The sequence below is a fragment of the Hyphomonas sp. J20-32 genome (assembly GCF_055808555.1).
Genome location: NZ_CM147873.1, coordinates 2417310 through 2435997, shown reverse-complemented (window position 1 = coordinate 2435997; position 18688 = coordinate 2417310). Strand labels below are relative to the sequence as shown.

The 18688-nt window shown below is 58.3% G+C and carries 19 protein-coding genes; 12 read left to right on the top strand and 7 right to left on the bottom strand.

The genetic code is table 11. The features are described from left to right. The first annotated feature begins 65 nt into the window (after positions 1 to 65). On the top strand, positions 66 to 404 hold the full coding sequence (locus AC0L7I_RS11830; RefSeq protein ID WP_473396627.1) for a winged helix-turn-helix transcriptional regulator: 339 nt from the start codon (positions 66 to 68) through the stop codon (positions 402 to 404). A 10-nt stretch (positions 405 to 414) separates the two neighbouring features. Here AC0L7I_RS11830 and hslU read toward each other — a convergent pair whose 3' ends face one another. After that, a complete protein-coding gene (hslU, locus tag AC0L7I_RS11825; RefSeq protein WP_473396626.1) occupies positions 415 to 1719 on the bottom strand; it encodes an ATP-dependent protease ATPase subunit HslU in 1305 nt (434 codons plus the stop codon). Positions 1720 to 1762: 43 nt separating this feature from the next. Beyond that, on the bottom strand, positions 1763 to 2320 hold the full coding sequence (hslV, locus tag AC0L7I_RS11820; protein WP_473396625.1) for an ATP-dependent protease subunit HslV: 558 nt from the start codon (positions 2318 to 2320) through the stop codon (positions 1763 to 1765). Positions 2321 to 2491: 171 nt separating this feature from the next. Between hslV and pstC the strand changes: the two genes are divergently transcribed. The 5 genes from pstC to phoB are packed head-to-tail and all read left to right on the top strand — an operon-like array spanning position 2492 to position 7684. Then, complete coding sequence (gene pstC, locus AC0L7I_RS11815; RefSeq protein WP_473396624.1) at positions 2492 to 3868, top strand: phosphate ABC transporter permease subunit PstC; 1377 nt, start codon at positions 2492 to 2494, stop codon at positions 3866 to 3868. After that, positions 3861 to 5441, top strand: coding sequence for a phosphate ABC transporter permease PstA (gene pstA / locus AC0L7I_RS11810; protein ID WP_473396623.1), 1581 nt, complete (start codon positions 3861 to 3863; stop codon positions 5439 to 5441). Before pstC ends, pstA begins: the two co-directional genes overlap by 8 nt. Positions 5442 to 5491: 50 nt before the next feature. Further along, on the top strand, positions 5492 to 6271 hold the full coding sequence (gene pstB, locus AC0L7I_RS11805) for a phosphate ABC transporter ATP-binding protein PstB (RefSeq protein ID WP_473399152.1): 780 nt from the start codon (positions 5492 to 5494) through the stop codon (positions 6269 to 6271). Between the two features lie 10 nt (positions 6272 to 6281). Next, on the top strand, positions 6282 to 6974 hold the full coding sequence (gene phoU, locus AC0L7I_RS11800) for a phosphate signaling complex protein PhoU (RefSeq protein ID WP_473396622.1): 693 nt from the start codon (positions 6282 to 6284) through the stop codon (positions 6972 to 6974). Between the two features lie 23 nt (positions 6975 to 6997). After that, entirely contained in the window at positions 6998 to 7684 is a 687-nt protein-coding gene (gene phoB / locus AC0L7I_RS11795; RefSeq protein ID WP_473396621.1) for a phosphate regulon transcriptional regulator PhoB, read from the top strand. Here phoB and AC0L7I_RS11790 read toward each other — a convergent pair. Then, entirely contained in the window at positions 7681 to 8385 is a 705-nt protein-coding gene (locus AC0L7I_RS11790; protein WP_473396620.1) for a dienelactone hydrolase family protein, read from the bottom strand. The genes phoB and AC0L7I_RS11790 overlap by 4 nt on opposite strands. A gap of 137 nt (positions 8386 to 8522) precedes the next feature. On the opposite strand from AC0L7I_RS11790, the gene AC0L7I_RS11785 reads away from it, so the two are divergent. Next, a complete protein-coding gene (locus AC0L7I_RS11785; RefSeq protein ID WP_473396619.1) occupies positions 8523 to 9374 on the top strand; it encodes a helix-hairpin-helix domain-containing protein in 852 nt (283 codons plus the stop codon). Positions 9375 to 9421: 47 nt separating this feature from the next. Here the strand turns inward: AC0L7I_RS11785 and AC0L7I_RS11780 are convergent, their stop codons facing one another. Next, positions 9422 to 10054, bottom strand: coding sequence for a TetR/AcrR family transcriptional regulator (locus AC0L7I_RS11780; protein WP_473396618.1), 633 nt, complete (start codon positions 10052 to 10054; stop codon positions 9422 to 9424). Positions 10055 to 10212: 158 nt separating this feature from the next. Between AC0L7I_RS11780 and AC0L7I_RS11775 the strand changes: the two genes are divergently transcribed. Further along, entirely contained in the window at positions 10213 to 11901 is a 1689-nt protein-coding gene (locus AC0L7I_RS11775) for an alpha/beta fold hydrolase (RefSeq protein WP_473396617.1), read from the top strand. Between the two features lie 37 nt (positions 11902 to 11938). Beyond that, the gene (locus tag AC0L7I_RS11770; protein WP_473396616.1) at positions 11939 to 12781 is read left to right on the top strand and encodes an alpha/beta fold hydrolase; all 843 of its coding nucleotides are present in this window, start codon (positions 11939 to 11941) and stop codon (positions 12779 to 12781) included. Here the strand turns inward: AC0L7I_RS11770 and AC0L7I_RS11765 are convergent. After that, positions 12778 to 14355, bottom strand: a complete 1578-nt coding sequence (locus AC0L7I_RS11765; protein WP_473396615.1) for an AMP-binding protein — start codon at positions 14353 to 14355, stop codon at positions 12778 to 12780. The two genes, AC0L7I_RS11770 and AC0L7I_RS11765, sit on opposite strands and share 4 nt — an antisense overlap. A 150-nt stretch (positions 14356 to 14505) precedes the next feature. On the opposite strand from AC0L7I_RS11765, the gene lipA reads away from it, so the two are divergent. Both lipA and AC0L7I_RS11755 read left to right on the top strand, forming a co-directional pair. Next, entirely contained in the window at positions 14506 to 15477 is a 972-nt protein-coding gene (gene lipA, locus AC0L7I_RS11760; RefSeq protein ID WP_473396614.1) for a lipoyl synthase, read from the top strand. Positions 15478 to 15505: 28 nt separating this feature from the next. Then, on the top strand, positions 15506 to 15955 hold the full coding sequence (locus tag AC0L7I_RS11755) for a type II toxin-antitoxin system RatA family toxin (RefSeq protein WP_473396613.1): 450 nt from the start codon (positions 15506 to 15508) through the stop codon (positions 15953 to 15955). On the opposite strand, the gene AC0L7I_RS11750 is transcribed toward AC0L7I_RS11755, so the two are convergent. Continuing rightward, a complete protein-coding gene (locus tag AC0L7I_RS11750) occupies positions 15933 to 16424 on the bottom strand; it encodes a CinA family protein (protein WP_473396612.1) in 492 nt (163 codons plus the stop codon). The genes AC0L7I_RS11755 and AC0L7I_RS11750 overlap by 23 nt on opposite strands. 9 nt (positions 16425 to 16433) lie before the next feature. Next, positions 16434 to 17576 (bottom strand): bifunctional 2-C-methyl-D-erythritol 4-phosphate cytidylyltransferase/2-C-methyl-D-erythritol 2,4-cyclodiphosphate synthase, encoded by a 1143-nt coding sequence (locus AC0L7I_RS11745; protein ID WP_473396611.1) that lies wholly within the window; start codon positions 17574 to 17576, stop codon positions 16434 to 16436. Positions 17577 to 17696: 120 nt separating this feature from the next. Here AC0L7I_RS11745 and AC0L7I_RS11740 point away from each other — a divergent pair, with 120 nt between their 5' ends. After that, positions 17697 to 18686 carry a tRNA dihydrouridine synthase gene (locus AC0L7I_RS11740; protein ID WP_473396610.1) on the top strand — a complete coding sequence of 330 codons (990 nt, stop codon included), beginning with the start codon at positions 17697 to 17699 and terminating at the stop codon, positions 18684 to 18686. Positions 18687 to 18688: the final 2 nt, after the last annotated feature.

Sequence of the window (18688 nt, the reverse complement as noted above, 5' to 3'; positions counted from 1 at the left end):
TTGCTCCCGAATCATGATTAAGTACCGTTTCGGAACTTAATGGACTTCAGACGGGCGTGTCACGTATGAAATGGTCAGAACTTTCAGATAATTGGTGCCCGGTCGCAAGGACTCTTTCGGTCTTGGGCGACCGCTGGACGTTGCTTATCCTGCGCGACTGTTTTCTTGGCTTGTCGCGTTTCGAACAGTTTGCCGAGTCGAGCGGCATGACCCGGCACATTCTAGCCGACAGGCTGAAGCGGCTTGTCGAGGCCGGTGTGCTCGCCAAGCAGGCTTATTCGGACGCGCCAAAGCGATACGATTATGTCCTGACGGAAAAAGGGCAGGAGCTGGCGCCGGCTATGATGACGCTTCGCGACTGGGGAAAGAAGCATTTGCCCGTCCGCAGAGCGACGGCAAACTGACATTCCCGGCCTAGAGAATGAATTTGGAGAGGTCGGCATTGCCAGCCAGGCTGGCGACGCGCTCGTTCACGTAGTCCTCAGTTATGGTTATCGTTTCGCCGGACTTATCCGGAGCGTCGAAACTGATCTCGTCGAGCAGCCGTTCAAGAACTGTCTGCAATCTGCGTGCACCGATATTCTCGACCGACTTGTTCACCGCCTCGGCGAGGTCGGCCAGGCGGTCGATCGCGGCGTCTTCGAAGACCAGGGTAACGTTCTCTGCCGCCATGAGTGCCTGATATTGCTTTATCAGGCTGGCTTCCGGTTCAATGAGGATGCGGCGCAGGTCATCGCGCGACAAGGGATCGAGCTCGACCCGAATCGGCAGGCGCCCCTGAAGCTCCGGCAGGAGATCGGATGGCTTGGACAGATGGAAGGCGCCTGAAGCGATGAAGAGGATATGGTCCGTCTTCACGGCGCCACGTTTCGTCGACACGGTCGTACCTTCGATGAGCGGCAACAGATCGCGCTGTACGCCCTCGCGGCTGACGTCGCCGCCGCCCTGACCCTTGCGGACCGCAACCTTGTCGATCTCGTCCAGGAAAACGATACCGTCTTCTTCGACCGAACTGACCGCTTCACGAACGATCGCATCTTCATCGAGCAGGCGATCGGCCTCTTCTTCCAGAAGCGGGCGATAGGCATCCTGAACGGTGGTGCGGACGCGTTTGCTGCGCCCGCCCATGGCCTTGCCAAGGATATCTGACAGGTTGATCATGCCCATCGACCCGCTCTGCCCCGGTATGTCGAGCATCTGCATCGGGTTGCCGGTATCCGAAAAGTCGATGTCCACGGGTTTGTCGTCCAGTTCTCCGGACCTCAGCTTTCGGCGAAAGGCCTCTCTCGTCGACGCCTGGGCGTCTTCACCAACCAGCGCGTCGAGCAGGCGTTCTTCAGCGGCATCTTTGGCCTGCTGGGACACGTCGGCGCGCTTCTTTTCGCGGATCATGCCGATCGCGGCTTCAACAAGATCTCGAATAATCTGTTCTACGTCACGGCCGACATAGCCGACTTCGGTGAACTTGGTCGCTTCGACTTTCAGGAAAGGCGCATTGGCAAGCTTGGCGAGTCGCCGCGATACTTCTGTCTTGCCTACGCCTGTCGGCCCGATCATCAGGATGTTTTTAGGGGTGATTTCTCCGCGCAGGGCGGCAGGCGCCTGTTTACGGCGCCACCGGTTGCGCAGGGCGATTGCCACGGCGCGTTTGGCGCCGGTCTGTCCAACAATGTGACGATCGAGCTCGGCGACGATTTCGCGGGGAGTCAGGTTTTGCATGCTGGGCTTTCAGGAAGGGATTGGGTGCCGTTGCCGGGACAGGTCAAAGATCCAGTGTCTCGAGCGTGAAATTTGCATTGGTGTAGACGCAAATGTCCGCTGCGATCTGCATGGCCTTGCGTCCGATGATTTCGGCATCTTCTTCATACTCATAAAGGCCGCGGGCAGCAGCGAGCGCAAAATTGCCGCCCGACCCTACGGCGACCACGTTGTGCTCGGGCTCGAGCACATCGCCTGCACCCGTAATCACGAGTGTGACATCCTTGTCGGCGACAATCAGCAGGGCTTCGAGTTTCTGGAGGTATTTCTCGGTTCGCCAGTCCTTCGCGAGTTCGACGGCTGCCCGTTGGAGCTGGCCCGGATGGCGTTCGAGTTTGGCTTCCAGGCGCTCGAAAAGCGTGAAAGCATCGGCTGTCGCACCGGCAAATCCGGCAAGGATGTTGCCGCCCGCGATGCGCCGCACCTTGCGCGCGTTGCCCTTCATGATCGTTTGGCCCATCGATACCTGCCCATCGCTCAGGATCGCCAATTTGCCTGTTTTGCGGACGGCCAGGATCGTGGTGCCATGCCACATCGCATCAGAATTTGTGTGCTGTATCATCCGCTCTGATGTGGCCGATAAGGCATTCCAGTGCAAGACTTTCGGAATCATCTGACATGTGTTGGCTGAGTGTCACATAACTGTCGCGGATCGGCACTAAGGGGAGCGAAGATGATGGGGAATACGAACTGAATGGTTCAACAGCTCGGCCATTTGCCTATGGGTTGGTTGATGCTTGCATTGCTTGCGATGCTGGCGTCGGGCGGCTTTTTTGTCGGCCGCGTTCAGGCAGAACGCTTTGCCGGTACGGGGTCGGCACGAGTACATTCGCGACCTAACTATCACGGCTACTTCGTGGCCATGTGGACTTTCATTCCTGCGATGATCGTGGCGCTAGGGTATGGGTTGCTGGGCGACGGAATCGTCCGGTCGATTCTCTCCAGCGAACTGCCTGCCAATTTTCGGGATATGCCACGGGTGGAACTCGATGTGTACCTGAACTCGATTGCGCGCGCTGCCGCTCATGACGGATATTCCGGCGCCGACCGTGTGTTCTCGGCCATCACCAATCGATTTCTCGAGCTTCAGGGACTGATCAAGGCTTCGGCCATCGGTCTGTCGTTGCTTTGCGCAGCTGCTGGATTCTTGCTTGCGCGCCGCCGCGTTGGGCCGGAGTTCCGGGCGCGAAACCGCGTGGAAAGCGGCGTAGAGCTTTTCCTCTTCCTGTGTGCCGCCATAGCGATCGCGACGACCGTCGGGATTGTCGCGTCGCTATTGTATGAAAGCCTCCGCTTCTTTGCGCAGGTTCCGTTTTGGGATTTCCTGTTTGGAACGCGCTGGAACGCACAAACGAGTGCCGAGTTTGGTGCTTTGCCACTGTTTTTCGGAACGTTCATGATCGCTTTGATAGCGATGCTGATCGCTGCGCCAGTGGGCCTCTTTGCCGCGATTTACCTGTCAGAATATGCCGGGCCAAAAGTTCGGGGGTGGGTCAAACCAATTCTCGAAATCCTCGCGGGTATCCCGACCGTCGTCTATGGCTTCTTTGCTTTGCTCGTTGTCGCGCCAGCCATTCGTTCGATTGCCATCTGGATAAACTCGACGCTGATCTCGACAGGGCTGGCAAGCGAGCCGCTTCTTGCCGCTCAGCCGACGAGCGCCCTGGCGGCGGGGCTTGTGATGGGCATCATGGTAATCCCGTTCGTGTCGTCCCTTTCGGATGATGTGATCAACGCCGTGCCGCAAACTCTCCGTGACGCAGCCTATGCGATGGGCGCGACGAAGTCCGAGACGGTCAAGCATGTCGTGCTGCCCGCCGCGCTGCCCGGGATCATCGCTTCACTTCTTCTGGCCGTGTCGCGAGCGATCGGCGAAACGATGATCGTGGTGATGGCGGCAGGGCAACGCGCCCGCATTTCACCGGACCCCACCGCCGATTTGACGACGATTACGGTTCAGATCGTCGCCCTGCTCACGGGCGAAATGGAATTCGACAGCCCGAAAACCCTTTCCGCATTCGCCCTCGGCCTGGTTCTTTTCGTGATCACGCTGATCTTCAACCTGATCGCCCTTCGGGTCGTCCAGAAGTATCGTGAAAAATATGACTGACGTCGCGCCCGACCCATTCAGGAACGAGAAAGCCCTGCGTCGTTTGAAGAAGCGGCGGGCTGCTGACGCGCGGTTCAGGTTGTACGGCCTGTCTGCCATCGCGTTTGCGCTGGTCGCATTGTCTATTCTGATTTTCTCGATTGGCGCTCAAGCCATCTCCGCCGCGACATATCACACTGTCCGATTTGACGTCGTCCTCGACCCGGAGGTGATTGCTCCGAAAGGCAAAGATACGCCTGACGACATCTCGCGCAACGTGGACGGCTTCTACTCGCTTGTCCGCTCGAACCTGCGGGAAACCTTTCCTGAAGGTGCTGAAGATCGCAAGACGTCACGCCAACTGGGTGACCTTGTGACCCGTCTTGCTGTTTTGCCGACCGCCCGCCGGGTCGCTGAAAACCCTACTCAAATTGCCCAGGTGACAGCGATCAATGTGCCTCTGAATGACGATCTCGATCTTTATCTCAAAAGGGCCGGTTCGAATGAATTCCGCCTCAGGCTGGGTGAGGTCAACGCAGTAGCAGATGCCACGTCCAGGCAAGTTGAACTGCGTGGACCTGACGCGTTCAAAGGGCTGGAATCGCTGATTGCCGTTCAGCGCCAGGAAGTCGGCGACATTGTCGATGCTCGCTCGATACTGGTAACCTCCGGCACAGCAACCGGACGAATTACGAACCTGACTGCTGACGTCGCCGACATGACGCTTCTGACCGGCGCCGCATCCGATTTCAACCAGGTCCGGCCGACGGCCCGGATGATCACGCTGCCTGAATCAGAACGCAATGTATCAGACCTCCAGATTGCGTGGACGCTCGCCCTTAAGGACTTGGGGCGCATTTCGCGGGTTCCCCACACCAGCCTGCTAACCCATACCGACAGCACGTATCCAGAATTGGCCGGTGCGCTTGCGGCAATCGTTGGGTCATTGCTGACCATGATGGTGACGGCATTTATCGCCATTCCGGTCGGAATATTCGCCTCTGTCTATCTTGAAGAATTTGCGCCTCGCAACCGATTGACCGAGATCATCGAAGTCAACATCAACAACCTTGCTGCCGTGCCGTCGATTGTGTTCGGCTTGCTTGGCGCAGCGGTGTTCCTGGGCTTTTTCGGCTTGCCACGTTCGGCACCATTGGTTGGCGGCCTCGTGCTTGCGCTGTTAACACTGCCGACAATCATTATTGCCTCGCGCGCCGCATTGAAGTCCGTGCCACCGTCGATCCGCGCCGCAGCGCTGGGTGTTGGCGCATCAAAAATGCAGTCTGTTTTCCATCATGTGCTGCCAGTGGCCGGTCCGGGTATTTTCACTGGCGCCATCCTCGGAATGGCAAGAGCGCTCGGCGAGACCGCGCCATTGTTGTTGATCGGCATGGTGGCATTTGTGGCGGACGTGCCGACAGGGCCCACTGATGAATCAACGGCGCTTCCGGTGCTTGTCTACAGTTGGTCAACAAATGCAGAGCGCGCATGGGAGCCGATGACAGCTGCCGTCATCGTTATTCTTCTCATGTTCCTGGTCGCAATGAATGGCATTGTCGTCTTGCTGCGACGGCGGTTTGAGCGGAGATGGTAATGGAAACCACAATGACAGAAAGCCGCGAAGTGTCGGCGACGGGGATCACGATGGACGAGACGCAAGGCCTCACCTTCCCAAGGATAGATTGCCGGAACATCAATGTGTTCTATGGTGACAAGCAGGCGATTTTCGATATCTCCCTGCCAGTTCCCGATCGCTCCGTCACTGCGCTGATCGGTCCGTCCGGGTGCGGAAAGTCGACATTCTTGCGCTGCCTGAACCGGATGAACGACACGATCGAGTCCTGCAAGGTCACCGGCGAAATCATCATGGACGGCGAGAATATCAACGACCCGGACATCGACCCGGTATTGCTTCGTTCGCGGGTAGGCATGGTGTTCCAGAAGCCGAACCCGTTTCCAAAGTCGATCTATGACAATATCGCTTACGGCCCGCGCATTCATGGATTGGCGGCAACGCGCGAAGACCTGGACGCGATGGTGGAGAAGAGTCTCCGGCGTGCCGGCCTTTGGGAAGAAGTCAAAGATCGCCTTACTTCTCCCGGGAACAGCCTCTCAGGTGGCCAGCAGCAACGCTTGTGCATTGCCCGGGCCATTGCTGTGCGACCGGAAGTTATCCTCATGGACGAACCGTGCTCTGCGCTCGACCCGGTTGCGACTGCACGCATCGAAGAACTCATCGACGAACTTCGCAAACGCTACTGCATCGTCATCGTGACGCACTCAATGCAACAGGCCGCTCGCGTGTCGCAGCGCACCGCGTTCTTCCACCTGGGCGAACTCGTCGAAATGGGAGAGACCGACCAGATATTCACCAATCCCCGGGAGCGCCGCACCGAGGATTACATCACTGGTAGATTCGGATAGGATTCTGAGCATGTCTGATCACATTGTTTCTGCATTCACGGACGAACTCGAAAAGCTTGCTGCGGATATTCTCCGAATGGGTGGAATTGTGGAAACCATGATCCTCGATGCCTGCGCAGCGGTAAACAAGAATGACGTAGACGTTGCGCGTGACGTGGTGGCGCGCGACAAGCAAGTCGACAAGATTGAAGAGGATGTGGAGCGCCAGATTGTCAGCCTGATCGCCCGACGCCAACCGATGGCACATGATCTTCGTGCGGTCTTTTCCGCATTGAAAGTCGTCGGCGAACTCGAACGAATTGGCGATCTGTCGAAGAATATCGCCAAACGCGCACAGCGACTGGACGAAAATGTCGGCGCTTCAATGCGCAAGGGCATCTTTCGCATGGCCAGTCCTGTCTCGCGGCAGCTCAACATGGTGCTGGATGCCTACGCGACTGGTAACGCCTCCGCGGCAAAAGCCGTATGGGAAGGCGATGAAGATATTGACCAGCACTACAATTCCCTTTTTCGGGAAATGCTTACCTACATGATCGAAGATCCCCGGACGATCGGGGCAGGGGCGCACATGCTGTTCATGGCGAAAAATCTCGAACGAATTGGTGATCACTGCACGAATATTGCCGAGTTTGTATATTTCCAGGCGACGGGGGAATACCTCCTGTCCACGGATCGACCGAAAACTCCGGAAATAGACGGCTAACGGCCGCTTACGAGGAATACAGTATGAAACCATTCGTGCTCATCGCAGAAGACGAGAGCGCCGTCTCTGAATTGCTGCTCTACAATCTCCAGAAGGAAGATTACGAAGTCGCCATAGCTGCCGACGGGGAAGAAGCGCTGATGATGATCGACGAACGGGCGCCCGACCTCATCCTGCTTGACTGGATGCTTCCCAAGGTCAGCGGTATCGAAGTGTGCCGACGCATCCGCACCGGCGGTGCCAACCCCAACATGCCTATCATCATGCTGACCGCACGTGGCGAAGAGAGCGATCGAATTCGTGGACTGGATACGGGTGCGGACGATTATGTCACGAAACCTTTTTCAACCACTGAACTCATGGCGCGTGTGCGTGCAGTGCTGCGCCGCATTCGTCCCGGTCTGAAGGAAGACAAGATTGCCGTGGGCGATATCGTGATCGACAGGGTCGCACATCGCGTCATGCGGAATGAGGGAGAAATCCACCTCGGTCCAACCGAATTCAGGCTGCTCGACTATTTCATGCAGCATCCAGGTCGCGTGTTCTCGCGCGAGCAGCTTCTGGACACGGTTTGGGGGTCTGATGTGTATGTCGAGGCTCGCACAGTCGACGTTCATGTCGGCCGTTTGCGTAAGGCCCTCCGACAGGACGGCGGTGACGATCCCATCCGCACCGTCCGCTCTGCCGGCTATGCGCTACGCGGTGACTAGAAAAGCTCTGCCAGGAAGTCGGCCAGGGACGCAAAACTGCGCCGGTCAGCATCGGCATTGTAAACCGTTCCCATTTTGGCGTCGTTTGCGCCGAGCGTCGTGAAAGCGTGCATGGACTGTCCATGTGCGTGCAACTGCCAGTCAGCACCGGCGCCATCCATTTCCTTCGCGATAGCCAGCACATCCTGAGGGGTGGCCATCGGGTCCTGCCAGCCATGTTGAATGAGCACCTTGGCCTTGATCTTTGGGGCGGGAATATTTTCCGCCGGCCTGAACAGGCCATGGAACGAGCAGACACCCAAAACGTCCTGGCCCGCGCGCGCCATATCGAGAACGCTCAATCCACCGAAGCAATAGCCTATTGCGGCTGCCTTGCTGCGATCTACGCCGTCTTGGGCCTTTGCAGCAGCCAATCCGCCAGCAAGGCGTTTCTGAAGCTCCACCCGGTCGCCGACGAGTGGATTCATCAATGCCTGGTTTTCCTCGACACTCGTGCCGCGCTTGCCCTTGCCGTACACGTCCATGGCAAAGGCCGCATATCCCAGCTTGTCCGCAACCAATTGGGCCTTTTGGCGTTCATTGTCGCCAAGGCCGGCCCATGCGTGGGCGATCACGACAAGCGGCGCATTTGACTTGCCGGAAGGACGAACAAAGAAGCCTTCATACGGTTTGCCATCGACCTGATAATCAACTGCGCTCATCTGTTTCGTCCTCTCGTGGTTTCTGTGCTCAGATACACGACATTCACTGCAGGGTTTCAACCCCGCCAGCGATTAGTATGCGCTTTCTAGACGTCGGCCCTATTTCTGGTCCCATCGGACAACCACGAAGGAGCCACATGATGGCAAAGTCGAAATCCAAAGCGAAAGCAAAAACCAAGGCACGCGTGAAGGCTGAAAAAATCGGCAAAGCGATGGAAGCCCAATCCGCCGACATGGCGCACAAGATCTGGCTTGCAGGCGTTGGCGCCTACGGCAAGGCCTATGACAGCGCGCTTGCTGGCGCGCATGTGCTGAACGCGCAATCGGCTGATGTCTTTGAAGACCTCGTCAAACGCGGCGCTGAAATCGAGGGTGACGTTCGTTCGCGCCTCGGCAGCGACGAACGTGTTCTCAAGGCTGGCCAGCAAATGGCCAAGGCGGCTGCCGGCGCGCGTGAATTCCAGGTTCAGGCCCGCGACCAGTTCGAGGCCCGCATGGACCGCATGCGCGACCTGCTTGGCGTCAAGGGACTCGGCACCAAGGGCGAAAAAATCCACAAAAAGCTCGAAAAGCTTGAGGACGAAGTTTCCGAATTGGCTGCGAAAGCGAAGGCGAAGGCATTCAAGGGTGACGTCAACCTCAAGGCCCGTCTCTCTCGCCTGACTGCCGAAATCGAGGCTGTTGCGGGCGAAACCGGTGCTGACGTGGCCAAGACTGCCAAGAAAGCCGCCAAGAAGACGACCGCTGCCGTCAAGGAGGCCGTTGCCGCTAAAGCAAAGGCAGAGCCTGCCGCAGCAGACGACCTGACCAAGATCACCGGTGTCGGTCCTGCGCTCGTGAAGAAGCTCAAGGCTGAAGGCATCACGACATACGCCCAGATCGCCGCTCTCAAGAAGGCCGATATCGACGCCCTCGACGAGAAGATCGGCGCACGTGGCCGGATCACCCGGAACGCCTGGGTAAAGCAGGCCAAAGCCCTGATGAAATAGGGCCGGCGAGACGGAAGGGCGGCTTCAGAACGAAGCCGCCCTTCTTCTCACGCCATCGTACTATCATAATGCGCGATCATGCGGGAGAGCGCCCCGAACCCGGCTTCTCCCATATAAGGCACGATCAGGCACATCACCTGGAACACAGTCTTGTGGATCAGGCTCGGGCCGTCATGCACTTCATTCCCGATTGCGTCATTCGCCAGCCAGAACGTGATCGACATCATGATCTGGTCCGTCAGCGCCGTCTTGAGGCGTGGATCGAGCTGCAGCACATCGCTCTCGGCAAGGTCCTGCAGCACGCGTGTGATCGTCCGGCGTTTCTCGGCAACGAGCGCGCGGAACCGGACAGCCAGGTCGGGATAGCGGTCGAGCAGGACACCGAGGTCGCGATAGAAGAAGCGGAAATCGTAAATTTCTTCGAGAATGATATAAAGGTAGACCCAATTGTCCTCGATGGACGTCACGCCCCCCTTCGAGCCGCGCAGGATGATGCGCATCTCGTCTTCGAAGGCGCCGAACAGCGCCCTTATGATCGCGTCCTTGCCTTTGAAATGGTAGTAAAGATTACCTGGACTGATTTCGAGTGCATTTGAAATATCGACAGCCGTCTGCGGCGCTTCACCTTCCTGATTGAAGAGAAGCAGGCTGGTTTGAAGGATGCGATCGCGTGTTTTCATGGCTCTACTTGCATTTTGGCACGCAAATATCACTATGGAACGAATTTTGTTCCAAAGATTACAAGTCTCTCTTTCCGGAATCGAAAGAGAAAATAACTAAGTCGGCGGCGCGGATACTGGTGTCAGCGGAAGACCGGCGCACAAAGGGATAACCGAAAATGCCAACGCCACAGGAAGAGATTGCCAGGAACGCTGCCGAAAGCACAACAGCGCTGAACCCGCTCATGGGCGGCATAAACCGGCAGGAATTGCTGGGCGCCGTCGCCATGATGCTGCGCTTTACCATGACCAACCCTGTCACGACCGCGAAGACGGCCGGCAAGATCACGGCCGAGAACGCCAGGATCCTGATGGGCAAGTCGGACCGCAAGTCCAACCGCAAGGACCGCCGCTTCCAGGACCCGGCTTGGGAACACAATCCCTTCTACAAGCGCGGCATGCAGGCCTATCTTGCGACGCAGGAACATCTCAACGAATGGGTAAGCGAACTCAAGATGACTGAGCTCGAGCATGCCCGCGCCAAATTCGTGATGGGCATGATCACGGACGCACTGGCGCCCACGAACACGCTTGTCGGAAATCCGGCGGCGACCAAGCGCGTTGTCGATTCCGGCGGCATGTCTCTCCTGAAAGGCCTCCAGAATCTCTACACGGATATGACCAAGAATGGCGGCATGCCGTCCCAGGTGGACAAGCGGCCATTCAAGGTCGGCGAAAATCTCGCCACGTCAAAAGGTTCGATTGTCTGGAAGAACGAGATGCTGGAGTTGATCCAGTACGCGCCGACAACCGAAAAGGTGCACAAGACTCCAATTCTCGTCATCCCGCCGCAGATCAACAAGTTCTACGCCAACGATCTGACGCCCCACACATCGATCGTCCAGTTTTTGCTGTCACAGGAACTCCAGCCGTTCATCGTATCGTGGCGCAATCCGACGAAAGAGCACGCGCACTGGGGCCTTACCGACTATATCGACAGCCTCGTCCAGGCCAGTGAAGTCATTCGGAAGATCACGAAATCGTCCCGGATCAATGTTGCCGGCGCCTGCTCGGGCGGAATCACGACAGCGACATTCGCAAGCCTCTTGGCGGCAGCCGATGACAAGCGCATCAACGCGCTCACCTTCATGGTCTGCGTCCTTGACCCCCAGCGCGACGACAGCGACCTCGGACAGATCGTCTCCGATGGAAGCCTTGAGATCGCCCGTAAGTATTCGAAACGGAAAGGCATCCTGAAGGGTGATGATCTCGCCCGCATGTTCGCATGGATGCGTCCGAACGACCTGATCTGGAACTATGTCGTCAACAACTACCTCATGGGTGAAGACCCGCCGCCCTATGACGTTCTCTACTGGAACAATGACACGACAAATCTCCCGGCCCAGCTTCATTCGGATTTTCTGGATTTCGGCCTGACGCAACCTTTCGCCAATCCGGGCGAGGTCGATATTGCCGGTCACAAGGCAGATCTCACCAAAGTCACGTGCGATTCGTTTGTCGTTGCCGGCCTCACCGACCACATCACGCCGTGGAAAGCCTGCTATCGGACGCCGTCATTGCTGGGTTCAGAGAATATTGAATTTGTCCTGTCCTCGAGTGGGCACCTTCAATCCCTCATCAATCCGCCTGGAAACCCGAAAGCCAAGTATTTCGCCAGTTCGGAGATCAAGCCGACCGCCGATGAGTGGGCTGCATCGGCTGAAGAGCATGCCGGGTCCTGGTGGCCCCGTTGGGGTGCCTGGCTAAAAGAGCGCTCGGGCGCTCTCAAGGTGTCACCCAAGTCTTGTGGCAGCGAGGCATTCCCTCCACTTTATGCGGCCCCAGGCAAATACGTCTTCGACGACTGAGGCGCCAGGCACACCGCACCGACCAAGGAACCAACTCATGGCTGCAACTGAACCGCGCCCGAGAATAACCATGCAGGACATTGATGGCGTGCTCCTGCGCACGGCCTTCTGGGCCGCCAGGTTGGATGAAGGCAAGCGTCCGCTCCTGTTCTTCAATGGGATCGGAGCCAACCTTGAGCTGACCCACGCCCTTGGAGACATGTTTCCTGATCGCGACATCATCACGTTTGATGTGCCGGGGGTCGGCAAGAGCCCTGTCACCCAATGGCCCTATCGGCCATGGATGCTGGCACGCTGGGCGCGCAAGTTGCTCGACCAGTTCGGAATAGATGAGGTCGATGTGATGGGGGTTTCCTGGGGCGGGGCGCTCGCCCAACAGTTTGCCTTCCAATACCGCAACCGTGTCGGCAAGCTCATCCTCTGCGCCACGACGGCAGGCATGACCATGATCCCGGGCAAGCCCAAGTCGCTCTCCAAGATGGTGGACGCCCGGCGCTATACTGATCCGAACTATATGCAGGAAAATTTTGCAACGCTTTACGGCGATGAGGCCGACGCTCAGGCTGGCGAGCATATTACACGCCTGTTGCCGCCCGACCCGAAAGGCTATGCCTTCCAGCTTCTGGCCTTTATCGGCTGGTCCAGCTTGCCCTTCATCCGATTCCTGCGCATGCCAGCGCTTGTGATGATGGGCGACAATGACAGCATCGTTCCTCTCGCCAATGGCCACATCCTGAAAGTTGCACTGCCGAATTCGAGGCTACACATCGTGGAAGGCGGCGGTCACCTGTTTCTGGTGACCAGGGCAGACGAGACCGCCGACATTATCCGCGGCTTCCTCGAAGAGCCTCACGAAGTTCAGGGCAAGGCGGCCGCCTAGATCGCCATCAGGTCGTCAGCCTGCTTCTTTACCGACGCATAATCGATCTTGCCTGTTCCAAGCACGGCAATTTCCGGGACATGGAATACGCGCCGCGGTACCGACAATTCGGGAACGCCATGGTTCTTTGCCCAGGCGAGTATGTCCGCACGATTGCAGGCGTCTGAATCGCTCAGCAATATGATCTGCTCGCCTTTGCGCGAATCCGGCATTGCGACAGCAGCGTGCAGGTTGTCCGGCCACACGGCGCTAGCGCAGTTCTCTACGACGGCGAGTGACACCATTTCACCGCCAATCTTCGCGAACCGTTTCACGCGGCCCATGATCCGGATGAAACCTTCGTCATCGATCGCGACGATATCGCCTGTGTCGTGCCAACCGCCTTCCGGTCTCTCCAGAACGCCTGGCCGAGAAGGGCGCAGGTAACCCAGCATAATATTCGGCCCACGGATCTGGAGGCGTCCGCCTTCATCTATGCCCTCAACCGGAACCAGCATGGAGTCCATGTCGGCCATCAGTTTGCCGACCGTGCCGGGCTTGTTGTTTTCCCATTGGTTTGCGGCAACCACAGGCGAGGCCTCAGTCGCGCCATAACCTTCAAGAATTTCAATTTCAAATTTCCGGCGGACCAGTGCGCGTGTTTCGTCCTTCACGCGCTCGGCTCCGCATACGGCAAGTCGTATGGAGCTCATGTCGCCGTCTTCGCCGGTTCGGGCATATTGGGAAATGAACGTATCCGTCGCCAGCAGGATTGTGGAGCCATTGCTCCGTATGCGTTTCACAATCTCGCGTGGCTGGAGAGGAGTCGGATGAAACATCACTTGAATACCGGCAATGATGGGCAAGATAGCGCCCACCGTCAGGCCGAAGCAGTGAAATGTCGGAAGCGGATTGAATACTTTGTCGGTCTCTGCGCTCAATCCTATATGCGCGCGAACCTGTTCGACATTCGCCATCACATTCTCGTGGCTCAGGACGACACCCTTGGGTTCGCCCTCAGTGCCTGACGTGAAAAGGACGACAGCGGGTGATTTGTATCTCTGTGCCGGGCGGAACAAGCCGGGCATGACTGGCCCCAGCGCGGCCGCTATCTTGTTTCCGAGCGTCAGCGACTCCCGCACATCTTCCAGGTAAACGATCTCGGCAACTTTGCCCAATTCCGCGATCAGGGCTTCAAGTCCGCCCAGTTCGACAAACTTGTGTGCCGTCACGATCCGTTTCACGCCTGCGGCCGTCATTGCCGCCTTGAGATTTGCCGAGCCTGCCGTGAAGTTCAACATGGCGGGTGTACGTCCGTAGGCGCTTAACGCATAGAATGCGATCACGGCGCCTGCGCCGGTCGGCAGCATGACACCAACGGCTTCGCCGCGGGACGTGCCTTTTTTCAGGGCAGCGCCAAGACCGAAGGCCGCACGAATGATTTCCTTGTAGGTCAGTTCGCGATCATCGCCGTCGACGATGATAACCTTCTCGCCGCCAAACTCGTGCTTGGCCCGCAGAAGGGCGGAGAACATGTCGATATGCGTGCGTGAAGGCTGGTAGGGAATCGGCGAAGGGATGGTCGCGCTGTTCATTATTTGCCCTTTGACTTGTTGAGGTGTGACCTCACTTTTGTAACATTTTGTCACGTAAGGGCCTTTGTGCAACAGATAATGCAAGTTTGCATATGCAGTCTGCAGGCCATTTCCCTTGATGAATCGGCTGCTCAAGTCCATCTTCCAGCCATGGCAACGCTCATTGATCTCACCCCGTCCGGACGCAAGCACCGGCATCCGGAAAAGCAGGCTCGCCCTGACACGCCGGTTCTTCGCAAGCCGGACTGGATTCGTGTCAAGGCGCCGACTTCGGCAGGGTATGCCGCCACGCGCGATATCGTTAAATCCAACGGCCTGATTACAGTCTGCCAGGAAGCAAGCTGCCCCAATATCGGCGAATGCTGGGAAAAGAAGCACGCCACGATGATGATTCTGGGCGATGTTTGCACCCGGGCCTGTTCATTCTGCAATGTGTCGACCGGCAAACCCACAGCGGGTGTTGATGCTGACGAACCGCGCCGGGTGGGTGAAGCTGTTGCGGAAATGGGACTTGAACACGTTGTCATCACGTCCGTTGATCGGGACGATCTCGAAGACGGGGGTGCAATGCACTTCGTCCAGGTCATTCAATCGATCCGCACGGCCTCTCCCGGTACGACAATTGAGATCCTGACGCCGGACTTCCTGCGCAAGGACGGTTGGGAAAACAAAGTCATTGATGCGCGCCCCGATGTGTTCAACCACAATCTCGAAACCGTTCCGCGCCTCTACCTCTCGATCCGGCCCGGTGCACGCTACTTCCATTCCCTTCGCTTGCTACAAAAGGTGAAGGATCGTGACCCGTCGCAATTCACCAAGTCAGGCTTGATGGTGGGGCTCGGCGAAACGAAAGAGGAAGTCATGCAGGTCATGGACGATATGCGTTCTGCCGGCGTTGATTTTCTCACAATCGGCCAATACCTGCAGCCGACACGCAAGCACGCCGCGATCGACCGTTTCGTGACGCCTGAAGAATTCAAGGCACTTGAGGAAATCGCGCGCGCCAAAGGATTCCTCATGGTGTCCGCCACGCCGCTCACGCGCTCTAGCTATCATGCCGGGGAAGACTTCGCGCAGATGCGTGCCGCCCGCGAAGCCAAGCTCGCGGGCCTGCCGGCTTAGAATGCCCCGGTTCTCAAAATCTGTCCGCGTGCCATACTCGACGGCACAGGCTTTCGACCTCGTATCGGACGTCGCCCGCTATCCGGAATTCATCAAGTGGATCACGGCGCTGCGCGTGTCTGAACAACGTATCGACGAAGCGGGAGTTCGCCATTGCCGGGGAGATGCCGTCGTCGGGTTCAAGGGTTTCGTTGAGCGCTTTTCCACGTCTGTTTCAGCCGACGCTGGAACCGGCGCGGTCATTGCCAGCCTGATCAAGGGACCGTTCAGGCAGTTGCGGGCGGAGTGGAATATCTGGCCACTGGAGCGGGGTGGCTGTGATATCGGGCTCCAGATCAATTATGAATTCCGCAATGTGCTTGTCGCGATGCTAGCCGCGGCCAACCACGATATCGCCGTTGACCGCATCATGAGCGCTTTCCTGCTGGAAGCCGAAAAGCGCTATGGCGGGTCGCCTAGCGCATCTGTACCTGGATAAGGTTCAAGGCCGTCTCGACAGCTGCCATCCGGATTTCGGAACGGCCAATTTCACCGAGCTGAAGCATTTCATGCACCACCGCGCGATTCTCCCGGGCGCAGGCAATGTGCACGGTTCCGACAGGCTTCATGCGTGTGCCGCCGCCGGGGCCGGCTACGCCGGTTATCGCAACGGCGATGTTCGCCCGGCTGGCCTCAAGCGCGCCTTCCGCCATCATGCGCGCCACAGGCTCTGACACGGCGCCATAGTCAGCGATGACATCTCCGGCAATGCCGAGCATCTCTTCCTTCGCGCGGTTGGAATAAGTCACGAAGCCGCGCTCGAAGACAGTCGACGAACCGGGAATGTCCGTGATCAAGGCGGCAAGGAGTCCGCCGGTGCAGCTTTCTGCAGTGCATAGTTTCAGGCGCGCCCGTTCCGCATCGTCGAGGATGAGCATGGCGAGATTTCTGAGGCGGGCTGGAAACATTTGCCGAGACTAGCGCGCGGTGGCCGAAGGCACCAGCACCGCAATGGCTTCTGCGGCTATTCCCTCGCGTCGCCCCGTGAAGCCGAGCCCTTCGGTAGTCGTTGCCTTGACGCTCACTGCTGACAGCGGAATCTCCAGCAGCTCGGCCGTGCGGGCGCGCATGGCCTCACGGTGAGGCTTCACCTTCGGGGCTTCGCAGATCACCGTGATGTCACAACTGGACACGGTATAGCCTTCCGCCTCGGCCAGCCGGACGGATTCCTTCAGGAAGATCGCACTATCCGCATTCTTCCAGCGCTTATCCGAAGGCGGGAAATGATCCCCGATGTCGCCGAGGGCAACAGCGCCCAGAATCGCATCCGTCAGCGCATGCCAGGCGGCATCGGCGTCGGAATGCCCCTTGAGCCTGGCATCATGCGGGATGGCCACGCCACATAGCGTGACATGATCACCCGGTTCGAAGGCATGAACATCAAATCCCTTGCCGACCCTCGGAATGGATGAAGCCGGACTCATCAGGCTGGCGACCATGTCGAAATCCTCCGGAAACGTAATCTTGTGAAGGCGCTCGTCGCCGGGAATGAGGTCGACCCGCGCCCCGGTGGCTTCCATCGCCGCCAGGTCGTCCACCAGATCAGCGCCTGATGCGTCCAGCGCAGAGCGAATAGCACCCAACCGGAATGCCTGTGGTGTTTGCACCCTGAACAGGCCGTCGCGCGGCACGGTGACCAGTTTCCCGCCGCGCGAGGCCTTGAGGGCGTCGGACACAGGCAGGGCAGGGGCCACGGCATCTGCGTTGGCCAGGGCGCCTAAAAGAGAGGTGATCATGGCCTGGCTCAAGCCAGGTCTTGCCGCATCATGGATCAGGACCGGAGTGTCGGGCGGCAGGTCAAGCGCCGCCAGACCGTTGCGAACAGACTGGGTCCGCGAGGCCCCTCCATGCACCCGTACCACGCCCTCGCCGCACCCTTCGGTTCCTCCGTCAATGGACGCGACAACCACGATAGAATCGACCTGGGGATGCGCTTTGAACGCGTCTATCGACCAGTCGAGCACCCGACGGCCCAAAAGGGTTTCGAATTGCTTGGGCCGGGCGCGCCCGGATCGCGTCCCTTTGCCTCCCGCAACAATTACTGCAGCTGCCAATGTCATGCCCAACTTTCTAGGCGAGACCGGCAATTCTGGCCATAGATCATTGAAAAGGTGCTTTTTTGCATGGCTGCGCGTCTTTTGTGCACTTGCGAAGAGATCAAAAGTCGGAACAATAGCAATATGACTGATTTTAAGGCACCCCAGGTCTGGCTGGCTCCCATGTCTGGAGCGACTGATGCACCAATGCGCCGACAGGCGGTACGCTTCGGTGCGCCCGCTGTCGTGTCTGAAATGGTAGCGAGCGAGACCCTTGCCTCCGAGCGCCCGGACATGGTTCGCCGCACCTGCCGACACGAAGGCGCAGGCTATTGGATCGTTCAGCTTGCCGCGCGCCGACCTGCAGACATGTATACAGGTGCGGCGTTGATGCGGGATGCTGGCGTCCACGTCATCGATATCAATATGGGCTGCCCCTCAAAACAGGTGACAGGCGGCCAGTCCGGGTCCGCGCTGATGCGGGATATTCCGCTGGCCACTCGCATCATCGAAGCAGCGCTCGAAGGTGCCGCAGGCACACCGGTCACACTCAAGATGCGCCTGGGCTGGGATGAAGATAACCTGAATGCGCCCGAACTTGCCCAAATCGCCGAGGCTCTGGGCGTTCGCATGATCACCGTGCATGGCCGAACCCGCTGCCAGTTCTACACAGGCGCGGCGAACTGGGCTTCTGTTCGTGACACCGTGAACGCCGTATCGCTGCCTGTTATCGTCAATGGGGATATCGGCTCGCTCGACGACGCAAAAAATGCGCTCGCAGCCTCAGGCGCCCATGGCGTCATGATCGGACGCGCCGCCATGGGCAAGCCATGGCTCGCGGGCGAAATTGCGTCCGGTTTGAGCGGGGAGACAGCCGCTGTACCCAGTCTTACCGTCCAGCTCGACAGCCTCTCCGAACAGGTTCGGGATTCGGTTGCTTTGTATGGGGCATCCCTGGGCACGAGGATGGTCCGCAAGCATGTCTCCGCAGCCATCGATGCGCTGGACATTCCCCTCGCGGCGACCCGACGTCGCTCGTTGCGTGCGGAAATGTGCCGGATCGCCGACCCGGATCGGCTTATCGATTCGCTGGAAACGCTTTATCTGAAACCCCAACTGCTTGAGGCGGCATAATA

Excerpts from the sequence above, each read along its gene's own strand:
- AC0L7I_RS11740 (WP_473396610.1), top strand. The coding sequence starts at position 17,697 with ATGACTGATTTTAAGGCACCCCAGGTCTGGCTGGCTCCCATGTCTGGA.
- AC0L7I_RS11745 (WP_473396611.1), bottom strand. The coding sequence starts at position 17,576 with ATGACATTGGCAGCTGCAGTAATTGTTGCGGGAGGCAAAGGGACGCGA.
- pstA (WP_473396623.1), top strand. The coding sequence starts at position 3,861 with ATGACTGACGTCGCGCCCGACCCATTCAGGAACGAGAAAGCCCTGCGT.
- lipA (WP_473396614.1), top strand. The coding sequence starts at position 14,506 with ATGGCAACGCTCATTGATCTCACCCCGTCCGGACGCAAGCACCGGCAT.
- AC0L7I_RS11780 (WP_473396618.1), bottom strand. The coding sequence starts at position 10,054 with ATGAAAACACGCGATCGCATCCTTCAAACCAGCCTGCTTCTCTTCAAT.
- AC0L7I_RS11750 (WP_473396612.1), bottom strand. The coding sequence starts at position 16,424 with ATGTTTCCAGCCCGCCTCAGAAATCTCGCCATGCTCATCCTCGACGAT.
- pstC (WP_473396624.1), top strand. The coding sequence starts at position 2,492 with ATGCTTGCATTGCTTGCGATGCTGGCGTCGGGCGGCTTTTTTGTCGGC.
- pstB (WP_473399152.1), top strand. The coding sequence starts at position 5,492 with ATGGACGAGACGCAAGGCCTCACCTTCCCAAGGATAGATTGCCGGAAC.
- phoB (WP_473396621.1), top strand. The coding sequence starts at position 6,998 with ATGAAACCATTCGTGCTCATCGCAGAAGACGAGAGCGCCGTCTCTGAA.
- phoU (WP_473396622.1), top strand. The coding sequence starts at position 6,282 with ATGTCTGATCACATTGTTTCTGCATTCACGGACGAACTCGAAAAGCTT.
- AC0L7I_RS11775 (WP_473396617.1), top strand. The coding sequence starts at position 10,213 with ATGCCAACGCCACAGGAAGAGATTGCCAGGAACGCTGCCGAAAGCACA.
- AC0L7I_RS11765 (WP_473396615.1), bottom strand. The coding sequence starts at position 14,355 with ATGAACAGCGCGACCATCCCTTCGCCGATTCCCTACCAGCCTTCACGC.
- AC0L7I_RS11830 (WP_473396627.1), top strand. The coding sequence starts at position 66 with ATGAAATGGTCAGAACTTTCAGATAATTGGTGCCCGGTCGCAAGGACT.
- AC0L7I_RS11770 (WP_473396616.1), top strand. The coding sequence starts at position 11,939 with ATGGCTGCAACTGAACCGCGCCCGAGAATAACCATGCAGGACATTGAT.
- AC0L7I_RS11785 (WP_473396619.1), top strand. The coding sequence starts at position 8,523 with ATGATGGCAAAGTCGAAATCCAAAGCGAAAGCAAAAACCAAGGCACGC.
- hslV (WP_473396625.1), bottom strand. The coding sequence starts at position 2,320 with ATGATACAGCACACAAATTCTGATGCGATGTGGCATGGCACCACGATC.
- AC0L7I_RS11790 (WP_473396620.1), bottom strand. The coding sequence starts at position 8,385 with ATGAGCGCAGTTGATTATCAGGTCGATGGCAAACCGTATGAAGGCTTC.
- hslU (WP_473396626.1), bottom strand. The coding sequence starts at position 1,719 with ATGCAAAACCTGACTCCCCGCGAAATCGTCGCCGAGCTCGATCGTCAC.